Annotated in this window: 15 protein-coding genes and 1 pseudogene; 5 read left to right on the top strand and 11 right to left on the bottom strand. The window is 72.4% G+C overall.

Annotated elements, in window-relative coordinates:
* Positions 1-15 precede the first annotated feature (15 nt).
* The 7 genes from O3S82_RS03155 to O3S82_RS03125 form a co-directional block, all read right to left on the bottom strand.
* The gene (locus tag O3S82_RS03155; protein ID WP_269305461.1) at positions 16-2,979 is read right to left on the bottom strand and encodes a SpoIID/LytB domain-containing protein; all 2,964 of its coding nucleotides are present in this window, start codon (positions 2,977-2,979) and stop codon (positions 16-18) included.
* A 162-nt stretch (positions 2,980-3,141) separates the two neighbouring features.
* Positions 3,142-4,512, bottom strand: coding sequence for an NAD(P)H-quinone dehydrogenase (locus O3S82_RS03150; protein WP_269305460.1), 1,371 nt, complete (start codon positions 4,510-4,512; stop codon positions 3,142-3,144).
* 46 nt (positions 4,513-4,558) lie between these two features.
* On the bottom strand, positions 4,559-5,218 hold the full coding sequence (locus O3S82_RS03145; protein WP_179426217.1) for a biliverdin-producing heme oxygenase: 660 nt from the start codon (positions 5,216-5,218) through the stop codon (positions 4,559-4,561).
* Positions 5,219-5,267: 49 nt separating this feature from the next.
* A complete protein-coding gene (locus tag O3S82_RS03140) occupies positions 5,268-6,059 on the bottom strand; it encodes a heme ABC transporter ATP-binding protein (protein WP_269305459.1) in 792 nt (263 codons plus the stop codon).
* Positions 6,056-7,096, bottom strand: a complete 1,041-nt coding sequence (locus tag O3S82_RS03135) for a FecCD family ABC transporter permease (protein WP_269305457.1) — start codon at positions 7,094-7,096, stop codon at positions 6,056-6,058. Before O3S82_RS03135 ends, O3S82_RS03140 begins: the two co-directional genes overlap by 4 nt.
* Positions 7,097-7,103: 7 nt before the next feature.
* Positions 7,104-8,210, bottom strand: a complete 1,107-nt coding sequence (locus O3S82_RS03130; protein WP_269305455.1) for a heme/hemin ABC transporter substrate-binding protein — start codon at positions 8,208-8,210, stop codon at positions 7,104-7,106.
* Positions 8,207-10,363, bottom strand: coding sequence for an HtaA domain-containing protein (locus O3S82_RS03125; protein ID WP_442864725.1), 2,157 nt, complete (start codon positions 10,361-10,363; stop codon positions 8,207-8,209). Before O3S82_RS03125 ends, O3S82_RS03130 begins: the two co-directional genes overlap by 4 nt.
* On the opposite strand from O3S82_RS03125, the gene O3S82_RS17330 reads away from it, so the two are divergent.
* Positions 10,326-10,538: a glycine zipper domain-containing protein gene (locus O3S82_RS17330; RefSeq protein WP_442864723.1), complete on the top strand. Its 213-nt coding sequence runs from the start codon at positions 10,326-10,328 to the stop codon at positions 10,536-10,538. The genes O3S82_RS03125 and O3S82_RS17330 overlap by 38 nt on opposite strands.
* On the opposite strand, the pseudogene O3S82_RS17325 reads toward O3S82_RS17330, so the two are convergent.
* Positions 10,526-11,038: pseudogene (locus O3S82_RS17325) on the bottom strand (HtaA domain-containing protein); the annotation flags it as partial. The gene O3S82_RS17330 and the pseudogene O3S82_RS17325 overlap by 13 nt on opposite strands.
* Before the next feature lie 176 nt (positions 11,039-11,214).
* Between O3S82_RS17325 and O3S82_RS03120 the strand changes: the two are divergent.
* Entirely contained in the window at positions 11,215-12,903 is a 1,689-nt protein-coding gene (locus tag O3S82_RS03120; protein ID WP_269305452.1) for a hypothetical protein, read from the top strand.
* 208 nt (positions 12,904-13,111) lie between these two features.
* On the opposite strand, the gene O3S82_RS03115 is transcribed toward O3S82_RS03120, so the two are convergent.
* On the bottom strand, positions 13,112-13,675 hold the full coding sequence (locus tag O3S82_RS03115) for a TetR/AcrR family transcriptional regulator (protein ID WP_269305450.1): 564 nt from the start codon (positions 13,673-13,675) through the stop codon (positions 13,112-13,114).
* Between the two features lie 121 nt (positions 13,676-13,796).
* Here O3S82_RS03115 and O3S82_RS03110 point away from each other — a divergent pair, with 121 nt between their 5' ends.
* From O3S82_RS03110 to O3S82_RS03100, 3 genes are all read left to right on the top strand, one after another.
* Entirely contained in the window at positions 13,797-14,597 is an 801-nt protein-coding gene (locus tag O3S82_RS03110) for a purine-nucleoside phosphorylase (protein ID WP_442864685.1), read from the top strand.
* Positions 14,598-14,702: 105 nt separating this feature from the next.
* Positions 14,703-15,959 carry an HNH endonuclease signature motif containing protein gene (locus tag O3S82_RS03105; RefSeq protein ID WP_269305446.1) on the top strand — a complete coding sequence of 419 codons (1,257 nt, stop codon included), beginning with the start codon at positions 14,703-14,705 and terminating at the stop codon, positions 15,957-15,959.
* Complete coding sequence (locus O3S82_RS03100) at positions 15,956-17,611, top strand: phospho-sugar mutase (RefSeq protein WP_396336578.1); 1,656 nt, start codon at positions 15,956-15,958, stop codon at positions 17,609-17,611. Before O3S82_RS03105 ends, O3S82_RS03100 begins: the two co-directional genes overlap by 4 nt.
* 175 nt (positions 17,612-17,786) lie before the next feature.
* On the opposite strand, the gene O3S82_RS03095 is transcribed toward O3S82_RS03100, so the two are convergent.
* Entirely contained in the window at positions 17,787-18,851 is a 1,065-nt protein-coding gene (locus O3S82_RS03095; RefSeq protein WP_269305443.1) for a Gfo/Idh/MocA family protein, read from the bottom strand.
* Complete coding sequence (locus tag O3S82_RS03090; protein ID WP_269305441.1) at positions 18,848-20,254, bottom strand: xylulokinase; 1,407 nt, start codon at positions 20,252-20,254, stop codon at positions 18,848-18,850. The genes O3S82_RS03095 and O3S82_RS03090 overlap by 4 nt, the downstream gene beginning before the upstream one ends.
* Between the last annotated feature and the right edge of the window lie 6 nt (positions 20,255-20,260).

The following is a 20,260-nucleotide window of genomic DNA, read 5'->3' as shown; positions in this document are numbered from 1 at the left end:
TCCCATCCGCGACCCTCAGAAGCCGAACCAGTCCGACTTGAGTCCGAACGCCCAGCGCGCGTCGACGCCGGTGATGGTCCTGTTCGCCTTCGAGCCCTTGAGGGTGAGCGAGACGACGCGACCGCCCTGCGTGCCGTGACCGTTGCGCTTCGTGATCGAGATCGACTTCAGCGTGCCGATGCTCGGGTACTTCTTCTGGATCGCCGAGGCGGTGACGGTCTGGCTCCAGGCGTGGTTCTTGTTGCCCGACCAGTTGTCCCACGGATCGCTGACGGCCTTGAGGTAGGCCGTGGAGCCCTGGTTGGTGAAGCCGCCCGACGAGCTCGAGAACTGCGTCAGCGCGGGCGCGCCCTGGTAGGTCAGGATCTTGCCCTTCGTGCCCAGGATCGCGTCGTTCGTCCGCTTGGTCTCGTCGGCGTAGCCGCCGTAGACCTGGCACGAGACGGTGTCGCAGATGTCGTAGTGACGCGACGAGCCGAGGTAGCGCGAGCCGAACGTGCGGGCCGCGACGGACTGCGCCTTGAGCGCCTCCATGCTCCAGCTGGACGGCATCTCGCGTGCGACGACGCCGCGCGTGTAGGCCTCGAGGCTCAGGACGTTCACGGTGTCACGCGTGGTCGTCGACGGCTTCGTCGAGCGCAGGGCACCTCGATAGGCCCGCGTGCTGCCGTTCGGCATGACGAGGCGGATCGTGGCCGGGCCCTCGAACTGGGCGTCGGTCTTGAAGGTGCGGAACGCGTACCACTTCGACCCCGACTTGTACGAGACCTGGTTGAGGCCGCGGTTGCTCGGCGAGGTGTCGATGGTCCAGTCCGAGACCGTGCGGCCGCTGACGCTGTTCGGCAGCGTCTGGACGGCGTTGTTGGCCAGGGTGCGCAGCTTGAGGCCGCTCTGGTGCTTCACCTGGACCGAGTTCGTCGTGTCCGCCGAGATCTGCACGCGGATGGTCGCGGACTTGAAGCTCAGCTTCGTGCCCGGGTAGTACTTCTTCAGGATCGCGTCGTACTTCGCGCCGGCGCGGGCGCCGCCCTCGGCGCCGTACTGGCTCATGCCGATGCCGTGGCCGTAGCCGTGACCCTTGAAGGTCACCTTGCCAGCGGAGGGCGTCACGGCGTTCTTCGCGCTCGGCGCGGGCGCCGGCTTGGGGGCGGGCTTGGGCGCGGACGGCTTCGGCGCCGGGGCGGGCGCGGAGGCGCCCTTGTAGCCGACCGTGGGGCCGGTGGCGTAGGGCTTGCCCGAGTAGGCGCTCACCCGCTCGCGGGTCGGGGTCGACCACACCGACACGCGCACCGAGTACATCGTGCCGCGCTTGAGGCCCTTGATCGCGATCGCGTTCTTGTAGGCCATTGCGTAGCGCTTCTTGCTGCTGCCGGCCTCCCAGTACATGACGCGGTAGGCCGGAGCGCCCGCCTGGGCCTTCCAGGCGAACCGCAGGCCGGTGGCCGTGCGCGTGGTCAGCTTGACGCCCGTGGGGGCCGTGAACGCGCGGGTGCGGGCCGTGGGCATGGGCTTGCCCGTGTAGGGGCTGACGCGCTGCTTCACGGTCGGGTTCCACACGGACACGCGGAAGACGTAGGTCCGGCGCGAGTTCAGGCCGTAGACGACGGCCTTGGTGCCCGAGACGTTGTAGTACTTCGCACCGGCCGAGCTGCCCGTGGGCGAGACCATGACGCGGTAGCCGGGGGCACCAGAGACGGCGCTCCAGCTGATCGTGGCCGCCGTCGTCGCGGGGGCGACGCGAACGTTCTTCGGGGTCGCGAACTGCTGCGGGGCGGTCGGCGTGGGTGCGCCCGCCGCCGAGGTCGCCTTCGAGATGTAGGTGGCCACGCGGTCGCGCAGGCCTCCCACGGCGCCGATCCAGGCGTAGCCGTACTTGCCCGGGCACGCGGTGGACTTCACGTCGCGGTGGCCGTTGATGACCGAGTACTTCTTGCCGCCGGCGGAGTAGGTGCCCTTCGGGTTCGCGCCGAAGTACTTCACGCGCCAGCCGACCAGCCGCACGACGGCGCTCTTCATGGCGTCGCTGGGCTTCACGTAGTCGAAGTGGCCCATCATCGAGACGCCCGTGGCGTACTGGTTCACGGCGTCGACGCCGGAGTGCGCGGCGCGGACCTGCTTGGTCATGCCGCCCTTGCGACCCTCGAAGATCTGGCCGAAGCGGTCGACGAGGAAGTTGTAGCCGATGTCGCACCAGCCGTGGCCCTTGACGTGGTACGTCTGGTAGCTGCGCACGAGGCCCGCCGACTCGGACTTGCTGTAGGTGTTGGAGCCCGCCGTGTGGTGGATGACCACGCCGAGCGCCTTGGGGCGCGTGACCGGGGCGCTGCAGCTGGTGCCGGCGCCGGCCTTCCACTGCGCGCGCGTGATGATCGACGGCATCGGCACGACCTTGGGCGTGCCGTCGGCGGCGACGCTCTCGGTGGTGGCGTCGTCCTCCTCGCCCTCGAACAGCGCCGGGCTGACGGGCGTGACGACCTCGGGCTTGCCCGGGTCGATCGTGGTGACCTTGACGTCCTGCGCGGCGCCCGAGGCGGCCTTCACCTCGACGGCGACGCCGTCGGAGGGCGCAGAGGTCCACAGGGGCGAGGTGCCGGGGCGGCCGCCCTCGACGCTGTCCTCGACGTCGAGCGTCTCCCAGTCGCTCCACTTCCCGTCCGTGCGCACCTGCACGCGCACGGTGACGTCGCTGGCGTCGGAGTCGGCGCTCCAGGTGACCCCGACCATCCGGAAGGGGTCGACCGACGTGCGCTCGACCGCGTCTCCGCCGGCCTCGGGGTCGGGCTCGACCGCGGTCTGCTCGACCTCGACCTCCTCGGACACCGGAGCCGTCGTCGCGGCCTCCTCGGTGGCGGCGGAGGCATGCGGGCGCGACTCGACGATGTCGGTGCCCGCGGCCTGCGCGGGGGCAGGCAGCAGGAGAGCGCCGGCGACGGCGAGTGTGGTCAGACCGATGCTGCAGCGGGTCAGCCAGGAATGCATGGGGGAAGTCCATTCTGTGGCGTTGTACATCTGTTGCTCATGTTGCTGGGGAGCACAGGCATCAGAACACATATCGCGAGGCCGTTCCAGCAGTTCCGGTCTGACCTGCGAAACAACACGCGTGTGATTACAGCCGTGACGACCCGAAATTCAAGTACTGCTTCAGACTTGGCGGTGCAGCCGCCGCGCGACCTCGCCGACCGTGCCCGACATCGACGGGTAGACGCTGAACGCGTCGGCCACGTGGTCGACGGTGAGCGACGCCGAGACGGCGACCGACACGGTGTGGATCAGCTCGCTCGCTCGCGGGCCCACGACGACGCCGCCGATGAGCGCGCCGATGCCCTGACGGGCGTACAGCTTCACGAAGCCGTCGTGCACGCCCTGCATCTTCGCGCGCGGGTTCGCCGCGATCGGCAGGATCGCCGTGTCGACCAGCAGGCCCTGCTCGTCGATCTCGCGCTGACCCACGCCGACGGTGGCGATCTCGGGCGAGGTGAAGATGTTGCTCGAGACCTTGCGCAGGTCGAGCGGGTGCACGGCGTCGCCGAGCAGGTGCGCCATCGCGATGCGGCCCTGCTGGGCGGCGACCGAGGCCAGCATGAAGACGCCCGTGCAGTCGCCCGCCGCGTAGACGCCGGGGATGTTCGTCCGGGAGACCTTGTCGACCGCGATGAAGCCGCCGTCGTCGGTGTCGATGCCGACCTCCTCCAGGCCGAGGTCGGCCGTGTTGGGGATCGAGCCGAGGGCCAGCAGGCAGTGCGAGCCGGTGACCGTGCGCCCGTCGGTGAGCGTCACCACGACCTGGTCGCCCTCGCGGCGAGTGGACGCCATGCGGGACTTCCCGAGCACGTTCATGCCGCGGCGGGTGAAGACGTCCTCGATGAGGTTCGCCGCGTCGGGGTCCTCCCCCGGCAGCACGCGGTCGCGGCTGGACACGAGCGTGACCTCGGCGCCGAGGCCGTTGTAGGCGCTGGCGAACTCCGCGCCGGTGACGCCGGAGCCGACGACGATCATGTGCTCGGGCAGCTCGCGCAGCGCGTAGACCTGCTCCCACGTGAGGATGCGCTCGCCGTCGGGCTGGGCGTCGGCGCTGACCCGCGGGTGCGCACCGGTGGCGATGAGGATGCCGTCGGCCGCCAGCCGCACCTCGCCGTCGGGCGTCTGCGCGATGACCGTGCGCGCGTCGGCGATGCGAGCGATGCCCGAGAGCACGGTGACGCCGGCCGAGACGACGCGCTCGGCGATGTCGTCGGACTGCGCCGACGCGAGCCGCAGGACACGGTCGTTGACCGCGGCCAGGTCGGCGCGCGGCGCCTTCGGGACCTCGACGCCCAGCTCGGCCGAGCGGCTGACCTCGTGCAGCAGGTCGGACGTGGCGATGAGCGTCTTGCTGGGCACGCAGTCGGTGAGGACCGTGGAGCCGCCCAGCCCGTCGCGCTCGACGAGCGTGACCTCGGCGCCCAGTCGCCGGGCGACCAGCGCCGCCTCGTAGCCGCCGGGTCCGCCACCGATGATCACGACATGGGTCATGACCCGATTGTCCCGCATGTGGGCGTCACCGCCCGCGGCGAGGGTCTCAGCGGGCGAAGCGCGGGAGCTGCGTGGACAGCTCCTCGAACAGGGCGCCGTTGAGGCCGAAGACCACCTTGACCTCGTCGACGACGCGCTGCTGGTCGCGCGGGGTCAGCGGGAGGGAGTCGAGACGGGCACGGTACGCGTCCTTGTACGGCTTGGGCTTCGGCACGGCGTCGAACTGGTAGAACGCGATGCCCTGGCCCTCGGGCAGCTCGAAGGTGCGCGCCAGGATCCGGCCGATGGCCTGGCCACCCGACAGGTCGCCGAGGTAGCGCGTGTAGTGGTGCGCGACGAACAGTGCGGGATCGGCGGCCGAGGCCTCGATGCGCGCGACGTAGCGGTCGACGGCGGCACTCTGCACCGGCGGCACGCCCGCGCCGCCGGACCAGTACGCGAGGTCCCGGTCGATCGCGTCGAGACGGTTGATCGCCGGGTCGATGACCGCGCCGGCGATCGGGTCGTCGGCCAGGCGCGCGCCCACGGACTCGAGCGCGGCGTAGATCGGTCGCAGCATCGCCAGGTACTCGGTGTAGCCGGTCTCGTTCACCTGGCCGTCGAGCAGGCAGGACATGAAGCTCGAGCCCTCGGCGTCCTTGTGCTCGGCCTGGGAGCCGTCGCGCATCTGGACGGACAGTCCGGTCTCGGTCGGCAGCACGGTCATGGTCGCGCCTCTCTGTGGGGGTGGGACAATGATATGACACGTTGTCAGATCAAGGTGACACAGTGTCTGAAAGACCACGATGTGGGACGACGATCAGGTGGCCGTCGGGCGCCGGCAGCACGTGCACGCCGATCCCGTAGACCTCCTCGACCCGCTCGGGGGTCAGCACCTCGGCCGGTGTGCCGACGCTGACGATGCGGCCGTCGTGCACCATCGCGATGCGGTCGGCGCGGGCCGCGGCCAGCGAGAGGTCGTGCAGCACGACGACGACGGCACGGCCGGTGGCGGCCAGGTCACGGGCGACGACCATGACCTCCTCCTGGTGGCGCAGGTCGAGCGCGGCGGTGGGCTCGTCGAGCAGCACCACGTCGGTGCGCTGGGCCAGCACGCGCGCGAGCGACGCCCGCGCCTTCTCGCCACCCGAGAGCGCCGTGAACGGCCGGTCGAGGAGGTGGGCGACGTCGCTGCGGTCGATGGCCTCGGCGATGGCCGCGTCGTCGTCCGCGGCCGAGGCGTGTCCGGTCCACGGGTTGCGGCCCATCTCGACGACCTCGCGGACCGTGAACGGGAAGCTGACCTGGTTGGCCTGCAGCAGCACCGCACGGGTGCGGGCGAGGTCGCCGGCGGACCAGTCGCCCAGCGGACGGCCGTCGAGGCGCACCTCCCCCTCGGCGATGGGCACGTCGCCCGTCAGCGCGCCGAGCAACGTGGACTTGCCGGCGCCGTTCGGCCCGACGAGCGCCAGCACCTCGCCGTGCCGGACGTCGAGGTCGACCCCGCGGACGATGGCACGCCCGCCGAGCCGGCAGACCAGGCCCCGGACCTCGTACGCCGCCGTCATGCCCAGCCTCCAGCCTTCGAGCGCGTGGCGCGCACCAGGTAGAAGAAGAACGGACCACCGATGAGCGACGTCAGCAGACCGATCGGGAGGTCGGACCCGGACACGAGGGTGCGGGCGAGCAGGTCGGCCCACACCAGCAGGGCGGCGCCGCCGATCACGCTGGCGAGCAGCAGGGTGCGGTGCGACGGTCCCAGCAGCATGCGCACGAGGTGCGGCACCACGAGGCCGACGAACGAGATGATGCCGGCGAACGCCACGGCCACGCCGGTGAGCAGCGCCACCAGCAGGATCGAGCCGATGCGCAGCCGCTCCACCCGCAGGCCGAGGTGGGCCGCGGTGCGCTCCCCCAGCGACAGCAGGTCGTAGCGACGCGCGAGCAGGCAGGCGACGACGCAGGCCGGAAGGCCCACGGCGGCGACGATGAGGACCTCGCTCCAGCGCGAGCCGTTCATCGAGCCGAGCTGCCAGAAGACGATTTGCTCGCGCGAGCCGGTGTCGGACGCGAACATCACGAGCGCCAGGCCCGCCCCCGCGAACGCGTTGACGGCGATGCCGGTGAGCAGCAGGGTGACGACCTCGGTGCGCCCGCCCACGCGCGCGGTGGCGTAGACGAGGACCGTGGCCGCGAAGCCGCCGACGAACGCGAGGACCGCGACGCCCCAGCCCGCGAAGGCGGTGATGCCGAACGCGATCGCGATGGACGCGCCGAGGGCGGCACCGGCCGAGACGCCGACCACGCCGGGCTCCGCCAGCGGGTTGCCGAAGATCGCCTGCATGACGGCGCCCGCGACGGCCAGCGTGGCACCCACGAGGATGCTCATCGCCACGCGCGGGAAGCGGATCTGCAGGAGCGTCTGCTCGATGATCGTGTCGTCGGGACGCCACGAGGTGTCGATCCCGATGCCGTGCAGCATCGCCCCGGCCACGTCGCGCGGCCCGACGGGCAGCTGGCCGACCGAGGCCGAGACGAACGTGCCGACCACGAGGAGGACGGCGAACCCGGCCAGGACCAGGGTCCGCCGGCCGGTGCTCACCACGCCCGGATCACTGGTCCGCCTCCGGCACGTAGATCGCCCGGGCGAGCGCCTCGACGACACCGGCGGAGCGCGGGCCGAACGACAGGACGTCGCCGTCGGACATGTCGACGAAGCGCTTCGACTGGCCCGCGGGCGTCAGCGCGATCGCGGGCTTCTCGGCGAGCAGGCCGTCGACGCCACCGGTGGACTCCAGGCCGTGCGTCATCACCATGATGAGGTCGGGCTTGGCCTTCACGAGCGCCTCGTCGGTGAGCGGCTGCATGCCCTTCCAGCCCATCTCGCGCGCCACGTTGACGCCGCCGAGCGACTCGACGAGGTCGCCCACGCCCGAGTCGTCGGCGAACAGGTAGTACACGCCGGAGTTGCCGCGCAGGTAGAGGAAGACCATCCGGAGCCGGTCGGACTCCCGCTCCGGGACGAACCGCTTCACCTCGGCCTGCGCGGCCGCGACATCGGAGGTGATGCGCTCGGCCAGCGCCTCGCCGGACTTCGGCAGGCCGACCGCGGCGCCCACGTCGCGGGCGAGCTGGGCGGCTCCCTCGAAGCTCGAGTCGTTGTCCAGGAAGACGACGGGCACGCCGGTGTCGGCGAGCTGCTCGACCACGTCGCGCGGGCCCATCGAGCCGTCGGTGATGATCACCGTGGGCTTCTGCGCCATGACGGCCTCGGCGTTCACGGCGTGGCCCTCCGACGTGATGAGCGGCAGGTCCTCGGCGCCCGGGAAGTCGGTGGACACGTCACGCGCGACGAGGCGGTCGCCCAGGCCCAGGCCCCACAGCGACGCCGCGATCGAGCCGGACATGTCGAACGCGACGATGCGCGAGGTGTCGGTGACGGTGACCTTCGTGTCGCCCGAGCGCACGTGCGAGACGACCGTGGCGGGCAGGCTGGCCTGCTCGTCGACGTCGACCGGCTCGATGTGGCGGTCGGTGAGCTTCGCCGTGCTGGGTCCGGTGATCTCCTTCGGGGCCTGCGAGGCCTCGAGCTCGGACAGGGGCGGCAGGTCGGCGCCGGAGCCGGGGTCGCTGCCCTCGCTGCCGGAGCCGCACGCGGCCAGGAGGGTCAGGCACAGGGCGGTCAGCAGCGCGGCGGCGCCGCGGGCGGGCCGCCTCATGCGTCGACTCCGGACGTCCGGCGGCGCATGACGAGCACCGTGCCGCCGATGGAGACGAGCACCGCCAGCACCGTGCCCGCGAGCCACGGTAGCCACGTGGTGGCCTCGGTGGGCGTGATCGGGTCGAGCACCACGGCGGCGGCATCGTCGGCACTCGCCGCGGGCGCGGCGGCGGGCGCCGCGCAGTCGCTGGCCACTGCGTAGGTGAGCGTCACGGGGTCGAGCGCGGCACCGGTCTCGTAGTTGGGGAACGCGGCGCTGCCGGCGCTGGTCAGGGTGGTCGGGACGTCGGAGATGGTGACCGTCTGACCCTCCTTCGAGACCGTGCCCGCGCTCAGGTCGAGATCCGCGAACGGCACGGCCGCGATTGTGCGGCGGTCGTCCTTGCCGGCCATCGCGGCGTCCATCGTGCCGCCGGTGTAGTCCACCGCGAGCGTGGCCTTGCTCTCGTCGACGATCGTCACGACGGGGTTCGCGATCGTCGTGTCGAGGGCGCCGTCGTGGCCCGTGAACTCGACGCCGCCCTCGAAGGAGAGCTCGCCGGCACCCGACTCCTCGTCGAGCACGCCCGTGCCCTGCGACCAGGAGAACTGCGGGGTCTCGTAGCCCGCGTTGCCCGTGGTGGTCCAGTCGCCGTTGGCGATCGAGCCGGAGACGTAGGCGCGGAACGACTCCTTGAAGCCCCAGTCGAGGCGGGCGTCGCTCAGCTCGCAGCCGACGATCGCGTCGGCGGCGGCGACGTCGATGACGACACCCCGGTCGACCGATCCCTGGAACGTGAGCGTGTGCTCGCCGGGTGCGATCGTGGGCGGGATGGCGCCCTTCCACGTGGCACGGCCGGTCGCGTCGGCCGTGACGTTCTCGGCCAGGACCAGCGGGGTCGAGTAGAGCACGACGCGGATGCCGGACTCGTTCGGCAGGAAGCCCGTGCCCGAGGCGGTGACCTCGTCGCCCGCCTTGACCTCGTCCTGCTCGAGCACGAGGCCAGTCGTCGCGGGCGGGGCGGTCGGCGGGGTCCACGCCGTCGTCGGCGTCGTCGAGCCGGCGACGGACGTGGCGCCCGAGCCCGAGCCGGCGGCGGCCGTGGAGCCGACCGAGAACGTGACGGGGTCGACGACCGTGCCGGCCGGGTAGAAGGCGTTGCCGTTGTAGGAGAACATCCCGGCGCCGGCCGACGTCAGCGCGGCGGGCGCGTTCGCGTACTGCGCCCAGCCCGTGTCGGTCGACCGCGAGGCGCGGCCGAGGTCGATGACGGCGACGTCGATGCGCCCGCGGCCCGTGACCTGGGCCGAGAGCGTGGCTGTCGTCGCCGAGGTCACGCGCACCGAGGGCGCGGTGAGGGACATGTCGAGCTGGCCGTGATGCCCGTGGAAGCGGACGGTGCCGCGGTAGCCGGTGGTCCCCTGCGCGCTGGGCGGCGTGGCCGACGTGGTGCTCTGGCCGAAGCGGTAGCCGCCCGACACGGCGGTGGCGCCGCCGGAGACGCTGACGGATCCCTGCGCGATCGGGCCGGTGATGTACGACCGGAAGCTGGCCTTGACGCCCCACGTCAGGTCACCGGCGCGCCCGGTGGTGGTCGAGGACTTCGCCGGCTTCGGGTCCTTCGGCGTCTTCGTGGGCTTCGTCGTCGGCTTCGGCGTGGGCTTCGTGGCCGGGGGCGTCGTGGGCACGACCGCACCCTCGACGGAGAGGGTCGCGCTGACGGGGTCGAGCTCGGTGCCCGCGGGGTACATGGCGCTGCCGCTGTAGGAGAACAGCGCGGTGCCCGCCGAGGTGAGCGTGGCCGGAGCGTTCGCGATCGTCACCTTGCCGCTGCCCGCGCTGATGCGGCCGGACAGGTCGAGGGTGGCGACGGCCAGGCCCGAGTGGGTGCGGCCGTCGCTGGTCCTCGCGTCGACGAGCAGGCGCGCGCCCGAGGCGTTGAGGACGACCCGCGGCGACGAGATCGTCAGGTTGAGCTCACCGTGGTGCCCGGTGAAGTTCACGCCGCCGGAGGCGCGCACGTCGGCGGCCTTGTCCGACCACGTGCCCTTCGCGCGGGCGAAGGTGGTGCGGGTGCCGTTGTCGGTGGCCGGAGCGGTCGTCGTGATCCTGCCGCCCGCGATCGGGCCGCGGATGTACGTGCGGAACGAGGTCTTCAGGCCCCAGGAGATCGAGCCGCCCGTGATCTGCGACGGGTCGGTCGTCGGCTCCGTGGTCGGCTCCGTCGTGGGCTCGGTCGTCGGCTCCGTCGTGGGCTCGGTCGTCGGCTCCGTCGTGGGCTCGGTGGTCGGCTCCGTGGCGGGCGTCTCGACCTGCAGGCTCGCGTCGAGCGGGTCGACCTCCTGACCCGCGCTGTAGGAGCCGCCCATGAACCCGGCTCCCGCGGCCGTCAGCGTGACCGGCGCCTTGTCGATCGCGACCGTGGTGCCGCTCCAGTCGACGCGACCGTCCAGCGCGACGTCGGCGAAGTGCACGCCGCTCGTGGTGCCCGACGCGTCGGTGACGTCGAGGACGAGGCGACCGCTGGTCCCGCTGACCTCGAGCCGCGGGTCCGCCAGCGTCAGGTCGAGAGCGCCGTGGTGACCCGTGAAGTTCACCGAGCCGCGGGCCGCGACGGTGGACGACTCGCTCCACTCCCCCGACGCCTGCGGGAACGTGGTCCGGGTGCCGTCGTCGGTGGCCGGCGCGGCCGGCGTGACCTTGCCGCCGGCGATCGGACCGGTGAGGTACGACCGGAACGAGGCCTTGAGGCCCCACGAGATGGTGCCGCCGGTGACTTTTGTTCCAGCCGGTGCAGCATCCGCACGGACGTTCGGCACCGCGAGAGCAGCCAGCGCGGCCACCATCAGCAGGACGAGGACACGCACGGGCATCGAGCGGTGGGCGTGGTCGATCACGGAGACTCCCGTCGGGATTCGGTCAGGATGCGGACCCGGTCAGGGCACCCTTACTCGCCGAGTATAAGGTGTGCCTTACCTACCGAGGTCGCCGGGTCGGCGACTTCTTTTCCGAAAGGATCTGCATGTCTCCCCAGACCCTGGTTCGCGGGCGTCGCCTGCTCGCCGGGACGACCGCCGCGGCCCTGTCCGCGGGCGTCCTCGCCCTGACCCCCACCACCGCACAGGCGGCCGACGACGTCGTCGCCCCCACTCTGCAGTGGAAGATCTCCGACCAGTTCGCGGCGCACTTCACGCCGAACCCCGCGTTCTCGCCCTTCACCACGCTCGAGGCCGCCGACGGCGCGACGATCGACCCCACCACGAAGGTCACGACCTTCGGCGGCGGCGTCGGCACGTTCGACTCCGGCAACGGCGCCACGTCGGTGGCCTACGAGGGCTCCATCACCGGCTCCTTCATCACCGGCACCACGGCTCCGGGCACGCTGCAGTACTCGCTGACCATCGCCGATCCCACCGTCACGGTGAACGCGGCCGGCGAGGGCAAGATCACCGCCGACGTCGCGTGGAACGTGCCGACCGCGACCACCACCACCGGCAGCACCGACGACGTCACCGTGGTGGAGTTCGACGCGACCGCGTCGGACTGGAGCACCGACGGCTCCGTCGCCTCCCTGACCGAGACGCCCGACTTCCTCGGCGTCCTCCAGCCGGGCTCGGCCGAGGCGCTCGACCTGGGCCTGCCCGCCGGCCGTCCCACCGACGGCGGCTCGTTCCACCCCGACTTCCTGCGGGCGCTGGACTCGGGCCTGCGCGCGCACTTCTTCCTGTCGGGCTCGGCCAGCGGCGATCCCCGCAAGCCCGCCTCGCCGTTCACCGCCACCGCCCCGCGTCCCCGCGTGACGGTCGACTCCCGTGCGGGCGCCACCGTCAAGGTCTCGGGCACCGGCTTCACGTGCCTCACCAACACCGGTGACGCCGGCATCTACGTGGGCGTCGCGCCGTCCGGCGAGCTGCCCGACGTCTCGTCGCCGACCGGCACCGCGAACTTCGTGGGCGTCGCGGCCAAGTTCTGCTTCCCGCCGACCCCGTCCATCTCCGGCCCGGCCGGCACGTGGGACGCCACGCTGAACCTCGACCTCGACCAGGTCACGCCGGGCACCAGCTACTCGGTCTACACGTGGCGTGCGCACACGCACTCCACCACCAGCCAGGACACCGAGACCCCGCTGGGCGTGCTGAAGGAGAAGGCGGTCGCCCCGGCCGTCACCGTCAAGAGCCTGTCGACGAAGTACGGCAAGGGCGGCACGGTCGGCGTGACCTCGCCGACCGCCGGCTCGGTCACGGTCGCCGGCCTCGGCACCAAGACGGTCGCCGCGCGCGGCACCGCCTCGTTCGCGATCTCGAAGCGCCACGCCGTCGGCACGAAGTCGTACCGCGTGACGTTCGCCCCCTCGGACACGACGGTCACGGCCCCGGCCGCCACCGCCGTGACGGTGAAGGTCGCCAAGACCGCCGCCTCGAAGGGCCGCGTGAAGGTCACCCGCAAGCCGACCTCGAAGAAGAAGGGTCTCGCGGTCGTCTCCGTCAAGGGCGCCTCGGGCGCCGCCCCGCCCACCGGCAAGGTGAAGATCAAGCTCACCCAGGGCAAGAGGAGCAAGTACGTCACCGCCAACCTGTCCGCGGGCAAGCGCACGGTGAAGCTGCCGAAGCTGGCCAAGGGCACGTGGGTCGTCCGCGTGGCCTACTACGGCAACGCCAACTACACGAAGCGCGGCTGGGTGAAGACGGGATCCTTCAAGGTCGCCAAGTGACCTGAGCTCCTCCGGCCACGGCCCCGTCACCTCGGTGACGGGGGCCGTGGCGTTCCGGGGCGCGCCTCGTCGCCGCCTCCGCACCACTCCTCGGGACGCCGACTGGCGCAAGCCCGGGTCGCGAGTGGCGCGAAAACGCCCGCCACTCCTCGAGTGGCGGGCCGCTTTGCGCCACTCGCGAACAGGGAGGCGGCGGTGCAGTTGCGGGTCAGGAGGGGGAGACGGCGGCGAGGACGAAGCGGGTCGTCGTGTCGGCCGAGGCGTGGCGGGCCGAGAGGGTCGCGTGCAGCAGGGAGACGGTGGCGTCGACGTCGTCCACCGTGAACTCGCCGGAGGCGGCCCCGTCGACCAGGATCTGCCGCAGCACCTGCTCGACCGCGACGACGTGCTCGCGCATCGCGGTGACGGACTCCGGCGACAGCATCGCGCGCAGCTCGGGGCCCAGGCCGATGTGGAAGTCCTTCGACGTGTCCACGTGGTGCCGCACGTAGGTCTCGAGGCGCTCGGTCGGCGTGGTCCGGTCGGCGAGAGAGGCGTTCAGCTGTTCGAGGTAGCGCGAGGTCTCGTCCGTCGCGAAGGCGACGACGACGGCCTCCTTGTCCTTGAAGTGGTTGTACAGCGAGGACCGGCCCACCCCGGCGTGCGTGGCCAGGTCGGCCATCGTGATGAGGTCGAACGGGCGCTCGCGCAGCAGCTCGACGAGCGCGTCGAAGACCCGGCGACGCATCGTCGCGCGGTGCTCCTCCAGGGAGTCCCCGATGATCTTCGGCACGTCCGTAGAGTACGCGCCCTCCCCCGCGGGCGCCCTCCGCGGCGCAGCGCGCGAGCGGCCGCCGAATCGCAACCATTTCGTCATCGTCGGGCGTCTCCTGCGCCCGAACGCCGTCGGTAGGGTGACTCGGGTGAACGCCTACGACCTCGCCCGCGAAGCCGCCGACGCCCTGCGTGACCGCACCGGAGGCGGCGACCACGACGTCGCTCTCGTGATGGGGTCGGGCTGGCTGCCTGCCGCCGACGCGCTCGGCGAGCCCGAGTACGAGGTCCCCACCGAGGAGCTGCCCGGCTTCAGCAAGCCGGCCGTCGCCGGTCACGGCGGCACGATCCGCTCGGTCCGCGTGGGCGACCTGCGCGCCCTGGTCTTCCTCGGCCGCACCCACTACTACGAGGGCAAGGGCGTCGAGGCCGTCGTGCACGGCGTTCGCACCGCGGCGGCCGCCGGCGTGCGCACGATGGTGCTGACGAACGGCTGCGGCGGCCTCAACCCGGCGTGGACCCCCGGCACCCCCGTGCTCATCCGCGACCACATCAACCTCACGGCCACGTCGCCGATCGTCGGCGCGAACTTCGTCGACCTCACCGACCTGTACGCGCAGCGCCTGCGCGACCTCGTGCGCGAGGTCGACCCGTCGATCGACGAGGGCGTGTACGTGCAGTTCCCCGGCCCTCACTACGAGACGCCGGCCGAGGTGAGGATGGCCGGTGTCATGGGCGGCGACCTCGTGGGCATGTCCACCACGCTCGAGGCGATCGCCGCGCGCGAGGCCGGCATGGAGGTGCTCGGCATCTCGCTGGTCACGAACCTCGCCGCCGGCATCTCGGACGAGCCACTCAACCACGAGGAGGTCCTCGAGGCCGGCAAGTCCGCCGCCACGCGCATGGGCGCACTGCTCGCCGACCTGCTCCCCCGCGTCTGATCCGGATCCGTCCCACATCCCGAAACGGCGCTCCTCAGGGCCCACTGCGCATGGCCTAATACAGTAGACTTCGAACATCGGTTCGGAGGGGTTCGGGGGGATCTGGTGGACGTCGTCGGTGGGCTCAGGTCGGGGCAGCGGTTCCTGGCTGACGCGCGCTCGCGCGACCTGTCCGCTCTGTCTCCCGAGCAGCTCGCTGCTGAGGTGGCGGCGGTGCAGGCGCTGCGTCGCGAGGTGGACGCATTGCACCTCGCGCTGGTGGCCGCTGCCGACCGCAACGACGCCCACCGCGCGACCGATGCCGCGAGCCTGACCGCGCTGGTCGCCACGGAGTCCGGGGTGACGCGGCGCGAGGCTGCGAAGGAGATCCGTCTGGCGCATCGGATCGAGGCTGCCCCGCGGGTGAGGGAGGCGCTGGCCGAGCCGGGCATGTCCACCACCAAGGCCGCGATCGTCACCGACGCGCTCGACACGCTCCCGACCAACCTGACGACCGAGCAGCGTGACCTCGTGGAGGCCGACATGGTCGCGGCGGCGCGGGTGATGACGGCCGATCAGCTGCGTCGCAAGGCCCGCCGCGCGATCGAGGTCGTCGACGTCGCCCGGGCGGATCGGATCGAGAACGACCAGCTCACCCGCGAGGAAGCCGCCCAGCGGCAGCAGCGTGAGTTCTGGATCGGACGTCCGGACGAGGCCACCGGGCTCGTCCCGTTCGGCGGCAAGACCGACGCCCTCACCGCCGACATGCTGCGCGCCGTGGTCGAGTCCAAGACCAGCCCCCGTGCGAGTGCGCCCGAGGATGCCCGGCTCAAGCCGCAGGAGAAGGCCGGCGACGCGTTCGCCGAGATCGTCCGCCACCTGCCCCGCGACGGCTACGGCAACCACGGCGGCGTCGCCGCCACCCTGGTCGTCACCGTCGACGAGCAGACCCTGCGCGACCAGACCGACCGCGCCGGCATCACCGAGCACGGCACCCCCGTCTCCGCCGGACAACTCCGTCAGCTCGCCTGCAACGCCGGCATCCTCCCCGTCGTGATGAACGGCCAGTCCCAGGTCCTCGACGAGGGCCGCGCCAAGCGCCACCACACCGCCGCCCAACGCATCGCCCTAGCCCAACGCGACCAGGGCTGCGCGTTCCCCGACTGCGACCGACCACCCGGCTGGACCGAAGCCCACCACGTCATCCCGTGGAGCCGCGGCGGACCCACGAACCTCACATCAGGGGTACTGCTCTGCGCGCATCACCACCACCGCGTCCACGACGCCCACATCGCCATCCGGTTCGGTCACGACGGCACGCCCGAGTTCCGCCTCCGCGACCAATGGCGCCGCAACCACCGCTACCGACCCGAGGCCGCCTGACGGGCGTCGATCCATCCCCCCGCTACGGTGGGCGGATGGACCCGATCCTTGCTGCCCGGGACTGGATCTCGCAGGATCCTGATGCACAGACCCGGAACGAGCTGACCGCCCTGATCGACGCCGGAGACGAGGCCGAGATCGCGGCCCGCTTCGCCGGCCGCCTGCAGTTCGGCACGGCCGGACTGCGCGGCGAGCTGGGCGCCGGCCCCATGCGCATGAACCGCGTGACCGTGGCGCGTGCCGCCGCCGGACTCGCCCGCCACCTGCTCTCCGAGGACCCCCATCCCAGCGTGGTGATCGGCTACGACGCCCGCACGAACTCCGACGTCTTCGCCCGCGACACCGCCGAGATCATGCAGGCCGCCGGCGTGCGGGCCATGCTGCTGCCCGAGCACCTGCCCACGCCCGTGCTGGCGTTCGCGATCGGTCACCTGAGCGCCTCCGCCGGCGTCATGGTCACCGCGTCGCACAACCCGCCCCGCGACAACGGCTACAAGGTGTACCTCGCGGACACGAGCCAGATCGTGCCGCCCGCGGACGCCGACATCGCGGCGCAGATCGACGCCGTCGGCCGGGTCGACGAACTGGCGCGCGACACCGACTACACGGTCCTGGGCACCGACGTGGCCGAGGCGTACCTCGACGCCGTCGCCGACCTCGTGCCGCCGGGCCCGCGCGAGCTGACGGTGGCGTACACGCCGATGCACGGGGTGGGCGGCCAGCTGCTGACCCATGCCGCCGAGCGCGCCGGCTTCCCCGCGCCCCACGTGGTCGAGGCCCAGGCCGACCCCGACCCTGCCTTCCCCACCGTCGCCTTCCCGAACCCCGAGGAGCCCGGCGCGATGGACCTGGCCCTCGCACTGGCGAAGGACCTGGACGCCGACATCGTCATCGCGAACGACCCCGACGCCGACCGGTGCGCAGTGGGAGTCCGCACCGTCGGCGGCCACCGGATGCTCACCGGGGACCAGGTCGGCGCGCTGCTGGCCGAGGCGCTGCTGCGCCAGGGCGTCGAGGGTACGTACGCCTCCTCGATCGTGTCGTCCGACCTGCTGGGGCGCCAGGCCGCCGCGCACGGCCAGCCGTGGCAGCAGACGCTCACCGGCTTCAAGTGGATCGGCAAGGTCGACGGGCTGGTCTACGGCTACGAGGAGGCGCTCGGCTACTGCGTGGCACCGCACATCGCGCGTGACAAGGACGGCATCTCGGCGGCGCTGCTGATCATGTCGCTGGCGTCCACCCTCCAGGCCGAGGGCCGCACGCTGCTGGACCTGCTCGACGACATCTACCGCCAGCACGGCTGGCACGCCACCGGCCAGCTCGCCGTGCGGGTCGAGGACCTCGCGATCATCGCCGAGGCGATGGAGCGGCTGCGGTCCGAGCCGCCCACGTGGCTCGCGGAGACCGAGGTCACCACGGTGGACGACCTCGCGAAGGGCTATCAGGGCCTGCCGCCCACGGACGGCATCCGCCTCGGGCTGGAGGGCGGCAGCCGGGTCATCTGCCGTCCGTCGGGCACCGAGCCCAAGCTCAAGTGCTACGTCGAGGCCGTCGTCCCGGTGGGCTCGTCACTCGAGGACGCGCGCACCCGTGCGGCCGACACCGTGCGAGCGATCATCGGCGACCTCAGGAGCTACCTCGGCGTGGAGTGAGCACGGAACCGCCGCCGAGGCGTCGGAGCCGGCGGCAGAGGAGCCGAGGGAGTGCGACTTTGCCGCGCTCACGACGAGGGAGTCCCCGGCGGCGGCGTCCATGGGCGAGCCGTGCGGCCCGCTGGGCGAAACGTCGTCGCCTTCCCATCCAGCGTCAGCGCCAACCATCGACCTGTCAATTCGAAATCGCCGTCGCCACGTCGATCCAGCGACCCTCCTCGGCGCTGCGTCGGGCCGCGTCGAAGATCTCCGCGACGTGCACGGCGTCCGCCGGCGGGACGGGCGGTGGTGTCCCCGTGCGGACCGCGGCGGCCACGGATGGGTAGAACGTGTCCCATCGCCCACGAGCCAGGGGGCGGCGTGCAGGGCCGTCGCCCTCCCAGTGCGCCGCGCGGGCGGGATCGTCGCTCCCCCATCGCTCGCCGAGGCTCGTCGGGGTCGCCCCGGCGAAGAGGTCCGACTCCTGGGGGTCGAAGCCCTCGATGCGCAGCCCGCCCCGGGTTCCGGACACCCGGAACCGCGGTCCCTCAGCGGCCGCGTGCACCGACGCGACGATCGTGGAGCGGCTGCCGCTCGCGTGCCGCAGCATGACGACCGCGTCGTCCTCGCTGCGCCGGTCGTCGCCCAGGACCGCGAGGTCGGCGAAGACCTGCTGCACGGGTCCGAGCAGGTGCACGGCCTGGTCGATGAGGTGGGGGCCGAGGTCGACCAGGACGCCTCCGCCGTGGACCGAGTCGCGGTCCCGCGTCCAGCGCGGCAGCTCGGGGCGGAAGCGCTCGATCCGCGACTCGAGGCGGTCGACGCGGCCCAGCTCGCCGGACTCCACGAGCTCTTGGATCGTCAGGAAGTCGCCGTCCCAGCGGCGGTTCTGGTAGACGGTCAGCACGGTGCCGGGCGAGGCCGCGGCCACGATGCGGCGGGCGTCCTCCGCGGTGGTCGCGAAGGGCTTGTCGACCACGACGTGCAGGCCGAGCCCGAGCGCCTCGACGGCGAGGTCGGCATGGGTGCCGGCCGGGGTCGTGAGGGTGACGCCCTCGACGCCGGCGTCGTGCAGGCTCTCGAGGTCCGGCAGCGCCTCGAGTCCGGCCGACCTGGCGTCGCGGGCCCGGTCGGGGTTGGTCGAGACGACCGCCACCAGGTCGAGTCCGTCGGCGGCGGCGATCATCGGCGCGTGGAAGACGCGTCCACCGGCGCCCCATCCCGCGACGGCCCACCGCACGGGCTCGAACGGCGCCGTCATCGGTCGACCTCGTCGAGGAAGCGGGCGTAGCGCTGTTCCAGGGGTCCGGAGTCCCCTGGACGCACGCCCACGCCACGCCGCGGCGGTGGCTCGGGCAGGTCGAGTCCCGCACCGCGGAACGCCAGCAGGGCCGCGCCCACCGCGGTCGCGTCCTCGAGGTCCACGCGGCACAGCTCGCGGCCGAGCACGTCGGCGAGCAGCTGGGCGAACACGGGCGACCGGGTGCCGCCGCCCGCCACGTCGATCGCCGTGTCGGCGAGCTCGGGCATCGACTCGACGCCGCGGCGGATCGTGAAGCACAGACCCTCCAGCGCGGCCGCGAACAGGTCGGCGCGCTCGGTCTCGAGGCCCAGGCCGAACCAGCGCCCGGAGTTCGGCGCAGCGGCCGTCGGCAGCCGCTCTCCCGAGAGGAAGGGCACGAATCCCGGGACCGGCCGCTGCCGGTCGTAGTCGCGGTAGAGGTCGTCCCACGAGCCACCGAGCAGGTTGACGACCCGCGTCAGCGCGATGCCCGCGTTCATGACGGCGACCATCGCGTAGGCGCCGCCGGTCGCGGCCCGATAGGTGTGGTGCGTGATCGGCCCGTCGAACGTCGGCGTGATCCCCGGCAGCACGACCTGGGCGCCCGAGCCGACGGTCACGACGAGGCGCCCCGGCGCGGAGGAGGAGCCCACGAGCGTCGCGGCGGCGTCGGCGCACCCCGCGACCACGGGGATGCCCGCGGGCAGGCCCCAGGCAGCCGCCTCGGTCGCGTCGAGCGTGCCGACGACCTCGTCCGACGGCACGACCTCGGGCAGCAGGTCCGCCCGGATGCCGGTGGCCGCGAGGACGTCCCGGCTCCACTCGTCGCGCTCGAGGTCCCACAGCAGCGTCGCCGAGGCGTCGGAGTGGTCGGTGACGAGCGCGCCCGGGACGAGCCGCGTGCGCAGCCAGTCCTTCGGCAGCAGCACCCGGTGGGCGCGCGCGACGACGTCGGGTTCGTGACGGGTGAGCCAGGCCAGCACCGGGCCGGTCATGCCCGGCGCCAGCGGGTTCGCCAGGGCGCGCAGCCGCTCGGGCGCCAGGGCCTGCCAGCGCGCCAGCTCGTCGCCCGCGCGGCCGTCGGGCCACAGGACCGCGGGTCGCACCGACTCGCCGGAGGCGTCGACGAGGACGGTGCCGTGCATCTGCCCGTCGAGGCCGATCGCGACGACGTCGGCGTCGACGTCGGCCAGGACGGAGGCCACGGCGTCACGCGCCGCCGCCTCCCACTGCGCCGGGTCGGTCTCGGCCCAGCGCGGGTGCGGCGACGCGACGGCGTAGCCGCGGTCCGCGCGGGCCAGGACCGAGCCGTCGGTCGCCACGAGGACGGCCTTGACGCCGCTCGTCCCGAGGTCGAGGCCCAGGACGCACCGACGGCTCATGCCCGT

Origin of the sequence: Aeromicrobium sp. HA (assembly GCF_027171405.1) — a bacterium.
GTDB lineage: Bacteria > Actinomycetota > Actinomycetes > Propionibacteriales > Nocardioidaceae > Aeromicrobium > Aeromicrobium tamlense.
Note: the sequence above shows the minus strand (reverse complement) of the source record. Positions and strands in the feature narration are given on the sequence as shown.